The following is a 12,095-nucleotide window of genomic DNA, read 5'->3' on the forward strand; positions in this document are numbered from 1 at the left end:
CGACAGTTATTTTTGAAACATAACGTATTATAAAATCTCATCCGGTTGGCTCTATAATTATAAATAAATTACCGCTAGCACCTTTGTCCTAGCTAAGAAAAAAGAATAAAACTCAAAAGGGCATATGATGAAAAAGATAGTCGCGCTAGGTCTGTTTTTTGTTGCGCCATTCTTGTCTGCAAATACGATCGTATTTAGTAGTAGCCAGCAGCCTAGTGTCATACTGGAACTGGAAGAGATCCAAGCTTTACCTACCACTAGCTACACGATGACATTGCCTTGGCTTCCTGCCTCGTCAGAGTTTTTAGGCGTTAAACTCAGCACGCTTCTTACACACGTCTATGGAAAGGTACCAGAGCAGGTTGATATCAGCAGCTTAAACGACTATCACTCGACATTGTCCCGACAAGATATTCTTCGATATCAACCAATACTGGCTTATCAACAAGATCAGAATTACATAAAAGTCAGGAATAAAGGCCCTTTCTGGGTGATATATCCACTCAATCTCTATCCAGAGCTAAACTACAATAAATATCATGCGCAAATGGTATGGCAAGTAAATGAAATAAAAGAAAAATAATAAGAATGAAGTTATCAGAACCCTATTCTAAGAAACAAAGAATATTGCAATATTCTACCACCAGCAAAATGCTGCTGGTGGTGTTTGCCGTTTCTTTGCTTCTCGCGAATGTCGTGCTTTTACAGCAAACACGTTCACTCTCACAAAATTTTAATAACGAACAAAAACAAGCGACTTGGTTTTTATTCCAACTCTCCAAAGAACTATCAGAACTTGTCGGCGAGGCCAGACGGTTAGATGAAAACGTATTGAATATTGATGGTGCAGAGCTTCAATACGAGTTAGCGTGGAGTCGCTTTGACTTATTGACCAGTAGCACGAAAGCCAATAAGTTCTTTTCTCGGAACAACATGCACCTTTACTTCATTAACCTTTTTGAAGAGTTCAAAGAGCTAGAAAAACAACTAGTAGAAGCTAGAACAGGTGATAGCCAAGCTGCTGCTGCATTTTATCGTTCAACTCAAACACTATATTTAGGCTTAATAGACTTCGTTAATCAAAACTTCCGTCTAAGCAGTAAAGCTTATGAAGCACAAAAAGGTCAAACCCAGCGCTTAATGCAAGCACAATATATGTTGTTTGCGACGTTCGTTTTGTCGATTATCTCTCTAACTTATTTCTTTTATCGTGAATCCCATTTTCATAGAAAATTGGCGCTCAGCGACCCTTTGACGAACCTAGGGAACCGCAATGCACTATTCATTACCCTAAACAAATTTACTCAAGAAAAAAGGCCCTTTTCTCTCTGGATTCTAGATTTAAATGGTTTTAAAGAAATCAACGACACACACGGACACCAAGTTGGCGACACTGTACTGCGGGAAATCGCTAGGCGGCTTAATTCTATGACACTCAATGATTTTACTGTTTATCGCATGGGAGGAGATGAGTTCGCGGTTATCCTTGAAGGTGAACATCTCAATGAAGAGAACGTACGTGAGCAGATAAATACCGTCTTTGATGCACAAATATTAAACTCCGATAAAGTCTCAACACTTTCAACAAGCATGGGCTTAGCGCAATACCCTAAAGACAGTGACAATGTTGACTTTCTTATCAGCATAGCGGATAAGCGCATGTACAAAATGAAATTTCAACGTTAAACGGTATATATGATGAGAAAGTTCATGCAAGTACTGCTTCTACTGGCAGTCATTGCGGCAGGTGTGTTGGCTTGGGTATTTATTCCATCGCACGAAACCATCGGGCAAAAAACGCTTGAGCAGGCACTCAACGACGACTACAGCCTAGTTGGGCATCGAATCTACTCAACCGATCCGGATGCTGGCAACCGATTCGGCTACTTCGTATTGGCAACGGGCCAGAGCATTGAAGAGCAAGAGCCGTTTTTGGTCACTTCGGATCAGTTTATTCGCATGGAGAAAACGGGTGATAATACCTTGTCTGTGACCGTCAATGGCCGTATTTACCATTATCATAACGACTTGTGGGTGCCAAAATCAGACGGGAAATTGCAACACTTTTTAGTCAGTGCAACCGCCAAGTACGTACGCTAAAACGGGAACCTTACTCCCCCCAAAAAAACAAAGCCCCGCATACACTGCGGGGCTTTTTACGTGAAGAAGAAAATAACATCGAAAGAATGAGCGTTACTTCGCTAATACTTTCTCTTTAATCACTTTGAGTACCCCTGCCTCTTGGTTGCTTGGCGCAGAATAACGAGCAATTTTCTTAATCTCTTCGTGCGCGTTGGCAACCGCGTACGAATGCTCACTGACTTGCATCATTTCGAGGTCATTGAGGTAGTCACCAAACGTCATAGTTTCTGCCGGAGTAAAATTCATCGTCTCTTGAAGATGCTGAATGGCCGCACCTTTAGAGGCCTCGGCATTCATCACATCCAGCCAGATTTTTGCACTCACCACGACTTTATGCGTTGCGCCAAACTTTGCGTTCATGGTCGGGAACAGGAGCTCTTCCGAACCGTCAAAGTGACAAATTGCTACCTTAATAAACTCGTCTTCGACCTCAAGCAAATCCGGCACATATTCACAGCGGTGGTAGTACTTTTGAAATTCTTCCAGCGATTGCTGATCATGCGTTTCGATGTACGCCGAGCGCTTGCCACACAATACGATGTTCGCCCCGTCAATTTCACGAGCCGCTTTCACAATCTCCAACACTTCCGCTTTAGGAATGGTACAACTGTAGAGCTCTTTGTCTTGGTACATCACTAAGGTGCCGTTTTCAGCCACATACAACAGTCTGTCTTTGATTGGCGCGAACGTGTCTCGCAGACTGTAATACTGACGACCAGACGCAGCGGAGAACAAAATACCTTGCTCTTCCAGTTGCAAAAACAGATCGAAAAACTCCGGATCCAAACGACCGTATTGGTCAAGCAATGTGCCATCCATATCGGAAGCAATAAATTTGATGCAAACTTGTGACATTAACGAAAACTCTAAATGATGCTGCGAAAATATATCCATGTAAGGTACAGGATCTTGTATGAATCTCAAGTCGGGATGACGACGCTTTTCGCATTCACCAAGGGTGCTGTTTAAAGTAATCTTCACTGTGATCGATGAAAGCTCTCACCGCAGGAGACAAGTGTTTACGTGATGAATACAGCGCGTAAATGTTGAGATCATTTGGCTTCCAATCCGGCAACACCGACTCAAGCTGACCCGATTTGAGATAGATATTGCTCAAGTAAGTTGGCAACATCGAAATACCCATGCCTTGTAAAGCGCCATGCAATAACGCCGTGGCCTCATTGCTGGTTAGGCGACACTCAATTCCCACCGATTCGAACTGGTCGCCCTGAGACAAATGCCACACGTGACGCTCAAAGTTTTTGTATCCCAAACAGTCGTGTGAAGATAAATCTCGCGGATGCGCGATCGCGTGGTGAGTTTGTAAATATTGCGGTGATGCTACCAACACCGATTCGCACACCGCAATCGGCTTACCAATCAAAGAAGGATCGGGATCTGACGCAATTCGGATCGCCAGATCGATGCGTTGTTCGGTTAGATCACTCACTGAATCTTGCAGATCTATGTCGATATACACTTTGGGGTGCTTTTGCATAAAACTGTTTACTACGGGGATCAACTGTGAGAATCCAAATGAAGTACTAGACGCAAGACGGATTTTTCCGGACAGCTCACCATCAACGGCAATGTTCGACGTTAATGTATCGGCCTGTTTTAACCAGCGCTCAATCTGAGGCAAGCTGCGCTCCCCTGCGGTGGTGAGGGACACCTTGCGCGTGGTGCGGTGTAACAAACGAGTTTGCAGCCAGTTCTCCATCGCCTCTACATAACGAGTTACCATTGGCCGAGACATGTCTAACCGCTCTGCGGTCGCGGTAAAACTACCAGAATACACCACATCCACAAACACTTTTGCTGCCGTTACTCTGTCCATACATTTGCTCGAAATAAGAAATAGTGATGCACATTATTGTGTATTTTTCCGAGCGTATCAATTTCCTAATATAGCTCCCGTTCCCAAGCCATCGTCGCTTGGCCCCAAATTCTTTAGGAGCTTATTATGAAAAAATTCACTTTGATTGCTGCATCCGTTTTAATGGCAAACCCTGTCCTAGCGGCAAACCACTCTCCCCTTACTCTTGAGGTTTACAACGCCGACGGTAACAGCTTCCACGTAAACTCAACCTTGGTATACGGTGAGACTGACGCCATGGTTATCGACACTGGATTCACCAAAGCTGACGCGATGCGCATTGCCGCTAAAGTTCTGGACTCAGGCAAAACACTTAAAACCATTTTTATCAGTCAAGCGGACCCAGATTACTACTTTGGCGCAGAGGCCTTACACCAACAGTTCCCTGATGCGCAGATCATCACAACGCCTGCGGTTCAAAAAATTATTAAAGAGAAATTGGCTGGAAAGCTGGCGTACTGGGGACCAAAGCTTGGCGCAAACGCACCGGTAAAACCAGTGATCCCTGTCGCGTACGATAAAGCATCATTAGAGCTAGAAGGTCATAAGATTGAAATCCGTGGTAACCATGGCACATCAGCACACCGCCCTTACCTATGGATTCCAGATAACAAAGCGATTCTAGGTAACGTAGCCGTGTACTCAAACGTACATTTGTGGATGGCAGATGCCGCAGACCAAACCGCCATCAATGCTTGGGAGCAGCAACTTAGCGAGATGCTTGCGCTTAAACCTCAAGTGGTCATTCCTGGTCACATGAAAGCAGGCACAAAGCTGAACGCAGACACCATTCGCTACTCGCAACAATACTTGCAGGATTTTCAGCAAGCGAAAAAACACAGCAATAACAGCGTTCAACTCATTGACACCATGTCTGCGAAATACCCAGAAGCTCAATTGCCAATCGCGCTAGAAATCGGTGCGAAAGTGCATACTGGTGAAATGTCATGGTAACCGTGCATTACTTCTTCGATCCCATGTGTGGTTGGTGCTACGGGGCATCACCACTCATCGAAGCCTTGATGGACACCTCTCAATTTAAGGTAGAGCTTCATCCCGGCGGTATGATTGAGAAGCGCGCGATTGAATCTGAATTTCGTCAGCACATCATCAACAGTGACGCTCGTATCTCAACCGAAACCGGAGCAACGTTTGGTGAAGCATATCTGCAACGCGTGAAAAGCGAAGATGCGTTTGTTCTTGATTCTTATCTACCAACACAAGCGATCTTGAGTGCGGAGAAAATGGGGCTGAATCCATGGCACATGCTAAAGGCCATCCAATCTGCGCATTATCAGCTCGGGTTAAAAGTGAATGAAGCATCGACGCTCAAAGCCATTGCAGAATCGCTAGGTTTAGCAAGTGATGCGTGGGAGCAAAACATGACGTTAAGCGAAGCCGAACTAGGTGAGAGAATTCGCTCTAGCCGACAATTGATGCGCCAGTTGCACGTTGGTGGTTATCCAACCCTGATTGCAGAAGTAAATGGCGAGTACCTGACCTTGCCGCACTCGGCCTACTACGACAAACCAGCACAGTGGAAGCTTGCATTACGAAAACTGCAATAAACTCTTCCCCACTCGCTCTTGTCCTTAATCCAAGAGCGAGTGCCAACACCGACATGGCAATCCTGACTCAAACAGGTACAATCCTCGCTCGAATTTTTACTCGCGCGGATACCCACCATGCACTCGCCTGAACATTGTTTTACTCGTTTTACTGCTGATATTTCTGGCTATGAATTGCCAACGCAGTTTACGTTTCCGTTCTACTACACGCCGCATCCTCTTTGCGTTATGGCCGCAAAGCAATTGCAACAGCACTTATTAGCGCAAACCGACTTCGAACACGATTTTGGTTTGGTTAATGAAGAAACGGGGCGAGGCAAAATGTTTGGCGTATTGCTGGTAAAAAGCCCTCAAGGCGAGCTCGGCTTTTTAAGTGCGTTTTCTGGCAAAATTGCTGACCAAAACTTGATTCCAGGATTTGTCCCTCCTGTGTACGACATGCTGACCGATGAAGGCTTCTTCCGCGCAGAAACGGATGCCATCAACGCCGCCAATGCGGAGTACAAAACCTGTGCCGCGAATCCGGAATTAGCGGATCTTAAAGCGCAAATACAAGCCGACCGAGCCGCTTATCAGCAAGAGGAGCAAACACAGCGCCAAGTGATGATTGATGGCCGAGCAGCACGCAAGCGACAGCGCCAACAGGGCGAGCAAACGCTCAATGTCGATGATCTAAAAATCTTGTTGGATGAGTTGGGTAAGCAAAGTGTCGCTGAGAAAAACGTTCTCAAATACTTAAAGCAAGCGTGGGATGAAAAGCTTGCAATCAAAGAAGCGCGATTGGCCGAGTTAGAGCAGCAACTTGCTCATCTGAAAGAGCAGCGCAAGACACTCTCCAACGCTTTACAGCACAAACTGCATAAACAATACCGCTTTCTAAACAACCATGGCGAAGCACGCGACTTGGTGGACATTTTTACGGACACCACAAACCCAATACCACCAGCAGGTGCAGGGGAATGTGCTGCGCCAAAACTGCTTCAATACGCGTTTAAACACGGATTCAAACCGCTGGCGCTGGCAGAATTTTGGTGGGGTGTGTCGCCAAAGTCTGAAGTTCGCCAACACAAAAAATTCTACCCATCGTGCAACAGCAAATGTCAGCCGATTTTGGGCCATATGATGCAAGGGCTGGATGTCGAACCTAATCCATTGGCGGAGAATTGGGCAGAAGACAAAGAACTAGAGATAATCTACCAAGACGACGCTATGGTCGTCGTCAACAAGCCCTCGGGCTTACTTTCAGTGCCTGGTAAAACTATCAAGGACTCTGCTTATACGCGCCTACAAGCGATGTACCCTGATGTGGAAGGGCCGTTTGTGATTCATCGCCTCGACATGGCGACCTCTGGCATTTTGGTGTTTGCCTTAACCAAGCGCGCGAACAAAAGTCTGCAAAAACAGTTTATGGCTCGCGGCGTACAAAAACGTTATATGGCACTGCTCGAAGGCGTATTAAACGAGCCTGAAGGGGAAATTTCACTGCCAATGCGTGGTGACCCAGACGACCGCCCACGTCAACTGGTGTGTTTTGAACACGGGAAACATGCAGAAACCTACTGGCAACTGATTGAAGTCAAAGATGGGCGCAGCAAGGTATACATGTATCCGAAAACCGGGCGTACTCACCAACTACGTGTACACAGTGCTCATCACATGGGGTTAAACATGCCGATGGTTGGTGATGGTTTATACGGCGAAAAAGCCAACCGCTTACACCTGCATGCTGAGATGCTAGAGCTGGATCATCCATACAGCAAAGAGCGCATGGTGTTCAAAGCTGAGTGCGAATTCTAACGTCTTCCCGATTTTAAATAACAAAAAGGCACTGACTAACAGTGCCTTTTTTGGTTTCTAACAACAGAATAGGCGTGATGCGCAATACCGAAAACCGTTAGCTCACCTTAAACTTGGTCCACACCTGAGAGCGCCAACGTCTTGCCATGATGATACCACGTACCCATTCATCGAGTGCGATTGCCATCCAAGCCCCTAAAACGCCATAACCCAAGTGGATGCCAAAGATGTAAGAGAAAAGCACGCCTAGTCCCCACATACTCAAAATCCCCATTTGCACTGGGAACTTGATGTCACCCGCGCCTTTGAGCCCCGCGATAAAAATCAGGTTAAACACACGTCCGGCCTCGAGCAAAATTGAGCCCATGACTAACGAACCTGCCAATGCGAGTATCTCTGGTTGATCGGTAAATACGCGCAGAATCTCTTCTCTAAACAGGTAAATCAGTGTGGTTGCCGCCGTTGATGCCACAAATCCCACTAAGAAGTAGATTTGTACGCGTTTTAAAATGCTGCTCACCCAACCTTTACCGATGTAGTAACCAGTCTGAATTTGCGCAGCCTGACCAATTGCCAGCGCGAAAGCAAACGAGAAACGGGCAATGTTTTGCGCATAAGTGAAAGCCGCTAACGATGCCGTCCCCATTTGCACCACAAAGTACACAATGCAGATTTGCGCCACGTTGTAAGACAGCACTTCACCCGCGTTCATACCGCCGATTTTTAAGATTTTTTTGTAAATCTCTGCCGGTACTTGTTTCATAGTCGACATTGGTAGTTCAATGCTACTGCGAGCGAGAATAAACCATAACATTAACGTACCGATGACTTGGCTGACGACGGTTGCTATTGCCACGCCTTGCACACCATACACAGGTAAACCGAATGGCTGGTAAAGCGCAATATAGTTACCAATGATGTTGAACACACCCGAGATCAAATTCACCACCATTGGGGAACGTGAATAACCATGACTACGCAGAATAGTTGTAAAAACAACGCCAATCGTAACGTTAAACGTCATCGCACCGCTTATCAGCAGATATTCATGAGCGTACTGCTCAACTTGCGCTTCCAAGCCGTAATACGGGAGTAGATATATCGCACCAAGCACGGCAATCACACTCAATAGCACACCGACGAGCACAGACAACGCAATACTCGCAACACCAACGCTCACTGACTCTTGCTCGCGTCCAGCGCCATTGTATTGGGCAATCAAAATCCCCGTACCGCTACTGACAAACGTCGAAACGATGATTAAAAAGAAGGTAATCTGCGTGATCACACCAACAGCGGATACGGCTTTGTCTGAGTAGCCACTCAGCATGAACACGTCACTGGTTCCTAAAGCCGTCCGTAGCAAAATTTCGACAAGAATTGGCCAAGCTAATGCCACGATGGACATTCGTTGGTTGATGTTTTGGCTTTTAGGCATGCTTGTAACCTTTCCTACAACTAAAAACTGCCTCACAATTTTGTGAAGCAGTTTAAAAATAGTGACTCGAACGAAGCTCGATATGAGGTTGTGATTTAGCGCGGATTCTAGTCGCATATTGGTCATAACGACAACAATATTTCGCCCTGTTTCGGAAAAATATTTCTAATGCATTTTCGAAACGACATATGCCTTGACGATACGTAGAGCAGAGATTGGTGAACAATACTCTCAATCAACGAGCACCGAACAGAATTAGGATAATCAATATAAATGCGTCTAACTAGATACATTACTTTGAGTTATCAGTCCAACCATATAGAGCTATGAAGAACCGTCATGAAAACCTGCATGCGCCACCATTCCTCTTTGAACACTCGCACCAAATCACACTGATGGCTTTGCACTAAAAATGACTGATATCACATTTGGAAACTTTGTTGTTCTATTTATCGCGAAAATACCGCCTAGAATAAGCGTACACGTTAATTAAGCAAGGATACGTAATGTCGACATTGGCTGGGGCGCGCTTAGAAGAAATGGCGGACATCCGTTCAACAAGAAAAAAGAAAATTGTCTTTTTATGCTCCAGTATCGCCGCTGCCTGTTTAACTTATGGTTTCATTGCTCAATCACTTGAGAATAACTGGGGTTTAAGCTTTTTCCATGCTTTGTGTGCCTTGGCATGCTTAGCAATCAGTTATGTAATAAAAGTCCAGCGGCACCATCAATACGCCGACTTATGGCTAAGTGCTGTCTTAATGTTCGAAGGGTTATTGTTACTTCTGTATAACGACGCTCCGTCAGGCAAGATGCTATGGCTATATCCTATTGTCGCCACTCTGGTATTAATTAATGAGTTTAAGGTCGGTCTGTTGTTCAGTGGCACCTACATTTTACTGATCTTTTTTGGGGTCGCTTTTTTAGATCGACTGCCAACAGCCACAGAAATCATAGAGCGGAGATTGATGCTGACCCTGATAGCGACCGCGTTTGTGTGTCACACGTTCTCGTATTACTACACGAAAGTCCTCAATTACATTCAAACACTGTATCGTGAGGGGATTGAGGAGTTAGCATATTTTGACCAGCTCACTGGGCTTGCCAATCGCTGGAGCTTTGAGACTTGGGCGCGCGCAAAGCTCGATGAAATCAAGCACTCATCTGATGACAGCATCACCGCATTGGTCTTTCTCGATATCGATAACTTCAAGCACATCAACGACACCTACGGGCACGATATTGGTGACCAAGTACTTCAAGCCTTCGCCACTCGATTAAAAAATAACATTCGCAACAAAGACAGAAAAACCGATAAACATGACTACTCCATCGCTCGATTTGCGGGCGACGAGTTTGTAATCATGCTTTACGATGTAAAAAGTAAAGATGACCTCGACAGCATCCTAAAACGGATCGTGAATCTGTTTCCGACAGGTTACCGAAGCTACGATATGATTAACGAGTTAACGATGAGTGTAGGTGCTGCTATCTATAAGCAAGATGCAAAGGATTTGTCTGAATTGACTCGATGTGCAGATAAAGCAATGTACGCAGCTAAACATACTGGTAAAAACCAGTACGCCTTTTATGAGCACTGCAATACGGAAGAACAGTCAACATCTGATGCACCAGCGGTACCAGAAGCTTGCTAATGACTAAGCGAACACATGCATCACCCAAAGCCCCACAACGAGGAATACGATTAACCACACTACTTGCAACGTTCTGTTCGGCTTGTCTTGCTGACGAGTGGGGTGATCTTTAAACGCACGGCCCTTCATTTTGCCCATTAAGCTCTTTCCTAGAGCACGTCGATAAAATTCACGTCTCTTATGAGCGGCATTGGCAACTTCGGTAAAGCGCTGTCTTTGCTCATTGGTGAGATCTTTGTCCTCGTAACGAGGAGGGAGATCAGAATGCTTGCGTTGTACTGCCATCACTTCCTCCCTGGTCGATGGGTACATTTTTATTAAGTATATACCCAAATAACCAAAAAGATGCGTTATAAGTGAAGCACATAGACGAAAAAACCACCCGAAGGTGGTTTTATGACGAGCAACAAATGAACGCTAGAAGTACTCACATAAATACGCAGTCGCTTCTTTCACTTGAAGCTCAAATGAAGAATTACCTTCCACTTCAAAAAACTCACCACTTTGATAAGTCGTCCAATCGCTCTCGCCAACACGCTTGACCACAAGCGCACCTTTTACAACCGTCATACGCTCTGGTGCTTGAGTACCAAACGTGTACTCACCAGGAAGCATCACACCAACGCTAACATCCTGATCTTTCTGGTTAAAGCCTAGTGATTTTACACTACCAGCAAAATAGCTATTTTCCTTAATATTCATTATTGGTTTCCTTATCAAAAGTCCGCTCTTTTTTACCTTGTTTCTTTCCGTTACTCAAGCTTTGAAAGCCATTAAACTCAACGTAGTAACGCACATCCTTTGCTACTGAGCGAGAACCTCTTTTCGCGAGGATTAATCAGGCGACCTAAACCGAGCAAGAAAAACTGCGAAGTAATGAATGTGAGCAAACAACAAAACCATCAATAAGATGTGTATCTGAATGTAAAAGTGGACATTAGATCATAGTTTCGTCGTCTCAATGGCGGGATTGTTTGTTTTTAAAAAGGAAGGTTTCCACCATGTTAAAAAAGTGGAGAAAATTAGATCTATGACGGACTCGACTCGCCGAAGGCGAAAAGCACGACAAGAACCAAAACTTTCATTTTTGGCTCGCCACCAATCCAAAATCCTCAAGAGTACATTTGTCTGCTTCGGGATGGGTCTGTTGACGTTTTTTGGCTATCAAATCCACCTCTCCTATCAAGACCACATTGATCCGGAAAAGGTGTACGGCGAATGGATTGAGATTGGCGCGCCACCCTACCAAACAGAACGTCTCGTTTTCACTGAAGATGGGGTATACCGAAACCATCGACTTATTACGACGGAATTTGAATTCGATGGCAAGGTCATCACGTTGAATACCGGATTAGGAAAGACCGCGTATCAGATCTCGGGCTCTCATCTTTCACCTCAAATACGCCGTATTGAACCTCTTATTCCAGATCAGCGATTCATTCGTAAAGGATTTGAGCATACCGTTCAGGGCTCAGAAACCGGCGCAGCCTCTAAACGTCGTGCCGCGTTGAGTGAACACTTCAGCCGTGACTAGTACGTCTTCACGGCTATTTTTCCTTTCAATTCTCTTTCTATATCAATGAAACAAAACCTTAATAAACAACAAAATAAGGCCTTCA

13 protein-coding genes are annotated in these 12,095 nt (G+C 45.1%); 8 read left to right on the forward strand and 5 right to left on the reverse strand.

The genetic code is table 11. The annotated features are described in order from the left end of the window. Positions 1-127 precede the first annotated feature (127 nt). From R7Z50_RS06980 to R7Z50_RS06990, 3 genes are read left to right on the forward strand one after another with little or no spacing between them, the layout of a single operon-like run. Positions 128-583, forward strand: a complete 456-nt coding sequence (locus R7Z50_RS06980) for a hypothetical protein (protein ID WP_005374384.1) — start codon at positions 128-130, stop codon at positions 581-583. Positions 584-588: 5 nt separating this feature from the next. Next, positions 589-1,686: a GGDEF domain-containing protein gene (locus tag R7Z50_RS06985; protein WP_017821028.1), complete on the forward strand. Its 1,098-nt coding sequence runs from the start codon at positions 589-591 to the stop codon at positions 1,684-1,686. A gap of 24 nt (positions 1,687-1,710) precedes the next feature. Beyond that, positions 1,711-2,100 carry a hypothetical protein gene (locus R7Z50_RS06990; protein WP_005374387.1) on the forward strand — a complete coding sequence of 130 codons (390 nt, stop codon included), beginning with the start codon at positions 1,711-1,713 and terminating at the stop codon, positions 2,098-2,100. A 93-nt stretch (positions 2,101-2,193) separates the two neighbouring features. Here the strand turns inward: R7Z50_RS06990 and R7Z50_RS06995 are convergent, their stop codons facing one another. Together R7Z50_RS06995 and R7Z50_RS07000 are read right to left on the reverse strand one after the other, a co-directional pair. After that, positions 2,194-2,997, reverse strand: a complete 804-nt coding sequence (locus tag R7Z50_RS06995; RefSeq protein ID WP_258497724.1) for an HAD family hydrolase — start codon at positions 2,995-2,997, stop codon at positions 2,194-2,196. Between the two features lie 94 nt (positions 2,998-3,091). Then, complete coding sequence (locus tag R7Z50_RS07000) at positions 3,092-3,979, reverse strand: LysR family transcriptional regulator (RefSeq protein ID WP_017633830.1); 888 nt, start codon at positions 3,977-3,979, stop codon at positions 3,092-3,094. Positions 3,980-4,105: 126 nt separating this feature from the next. Here R7Z50_RS07000 and R7Z50_RS07005 point away from each other — a divergent pair, with 126 nt between their 5' ends. The 3 genes from R7Z50_RS07005 to R7Z50_RS07015 all read left to right on the forward strand — a co-directional run bounded on the left by R7Z50_RS07005 (position 4,106) and on the right by R7Z50_RS07015 (position 7,383). Then, positions 4,106-4,972 (forward strand): MBL fold metallo-hydrolase, encoded by an 867-nt coding sequence (locus R7Z50_RS07005; protein WP_047102497.1) that lies wholly within the window; start codon positions 4,106-4,108, stop codon positions 4,970-4,972. Further along, entirely contained in the window at positions 4,966-5,586 is a 621-nt protein-coding gene (locus R7Z50_RS07010) for a DsbA family protein (RefSeq protein ID WP_258497725.1), read from the forward strand. Before R7Z50_RS07005 ends, R7Z50_RS07010 begins: the two co-directional genes overlap by 7 nt. Before the next feature lie 117 nt (positions 5,587-5,703). Then, positions 5,704-7,383 carry an RluA family pseudouridine synthase gene (locus tag R7Z50_RS07015; protein WP_318148970.1) on the forward strand — a complete coding sequence of 560 codons (1,680 nt, stop codon included), beginning with the start codon at positions 5,704-5,706 and terminating at the stop codon, positions 7,381-7,383. Positions 7,384-7,480: 97 nt separating this feature from the next. Here the strand turns inward: R7Z50_RS07015 and R7Z50_RS07020 are convergent, their stop codons facing one another. Further along, positions 7,481-8,821 (reverse strand): MATE family efflux transporter, encoded by a 1,341-nt coding sequence (locus R7Z50_RS07020; RefSeq protein WP_025768746.1) that lies wholly within the window; start codon positions 8,819-8,821, stop codon positions 7,481-7,483. Between the two features lie 506 nt (positions 8,822-9,327). Here R7Z50_RS07020 and R7Z50_RS07025 point away from each other — a divergent pair. After that, entirely contained in the window at positions 9,328-10,476 is a 1,149-nt protein-coding gene (locus R7Z50_RS07025; protein ID WP_054700526.1) for a GGDEF domain-containing protein, read from the forward strand. 3 nt (positions 10,477-10,479) lie between these two features. On the opposite strand, the gene R7Z50_RS07030 is transcribed toward R7Z50_RS07025, so the two are convergent. Beyond that, positions 10,480-10,761, reverse strand: a complete 282-nt coding sequence (locus tag R7Z50_RS07030; RefSeq protein ID WP_005374405.1) for a hypothetical protein — start codon at positions 10,759-10,761, stop codon at positions 10,480-10,482. 132 nt (positions 10,762-10,893) lie between these two features. Continuing rightward, entirely contained in the window at positions 10,894-11,178 is a 285-nt protein-coding gene (locus R7Z50_RS07035; protein ID WP_005383244.1) for a pyrimidine/purine nucleoside phosphorylase, read from the reverse strand. A 328-nt stretch (positions 11,179-11,506) separates the two neighbouring features. Here R7Z50_RS07035 and R7Z50_RS07040 point away from each other — a divergent pair, with 328 nt between their 5' ends. Then, positions 11,507-12,010, forward strand: coding sequence for a DUF2850 domain-containing protein (locus R7Z50_RS07040; RefSeq protein ID WP_005374408.1), 504 nt, complete (start codon positions 11,507-11,509; stop codon positions 12,008-12,010). Positions 12,011-12,095 lie beyond the last annotated feature (85 nt).

Source organism: Vibrio sp. 1249-1, assembly GCF_033340495.1.

Excerpts from the sequence above, each read along its gene's own strand:
- R7Z50_RS06980 (WP_005374384.1), top strand. The coding sequence starts at position 128 with ATGAAAAAGATAGTCGCGCTAGGTCTGTTTTTTGTTGCGCCATTCTTG.
- R7Z50_RS06985 (WP_017821028.1), top strand. The coding sequence starts at position 589 with ATGAAGTTATCAGAACCCTATTCTAAGAAACAAAGAATATTGCAATAT.
- R7Z50_RS06990 (WP_005374387.1), top strand. The coding sequence starts at position 1,711 with ATGCAAGTACTGCTTCTACTGGCAGTCATTGCGGCAGGTGTGTTGGCT.
- R7Z50_RS06995 (WP_258497724.1), bottom strand. The coding sequence starts at position 2,997 with ATGTCACAAGTTTGCATCAAATTTATTGCTTCCGATATGGATGGCACA.
- R7Z50_RS07000 (WP_017633830.1), bottom strand. The coding sequence starts at position 3,979 with ATGGACAGAGTAACGGCAGCAAAAGTGTTTGTGGATGTGGTGTATTCT.
- R7Z50_RS07005 (WP_047102497.1), top strand. The coding sequence starts at position 4,106 with ATGAAAAAATTCACTTTGATTGCTGCATCCGTTTTAATGGCAAACCCT.
- R7Z50_RS07010 (WP_258497725.1), top strand. The coding sequence starts at position 4,966 with ATGGTAACCGTGCATTACTTCTTCGATCCCATGTGTGGTTGGTGCTAC.
- R7Z50_RS07015 (WP_318148970.1), top strand. The coding sequence starts at position 5,704 with ATGCACTCGCCTGAACATTGTTTTACTCGTTTTACTGCTGATATTTCT.
- R7Z50_RS07020 (WP_025768746.1), bottom strand. The coding sequence starts at position 8,821 with ATGCCTAAAAGCCAAAACATCAACCAACGAATGTCCATCGTGGCATTA.
- R7Z50_RS07025 (WP_054700526.1), top strand. The coding sequence starts at position 9,328 with ATGTCGACATTGGCTGGGGCGCGCTTAGAAGAAATGGCGGACATCCGT.
- R7Z50_RS07030 (WP_005374405.1), bottom strand. The coding sequence starts at position 10,761 with ATGGCAGTACAACGCAAGCATTCTGATCTCCCTCCTCGTTACGAGGAC.
- R7Z50_RS07035 (WP_005383244.1), bottom strand. The coding sequence starts at position 11,178 with ATGAATATTAAGGAAAATAGCTATTTTGCTGGTAGTGTAAAATCACTA.
- R7Z50_RS07040 (WP_005374408.1), top strand. The coding sequence starts at position 11,507 with ATGACGGACTCGACTCGCCGAAGGCGAAAAGCACGACAAGAACCAAAA.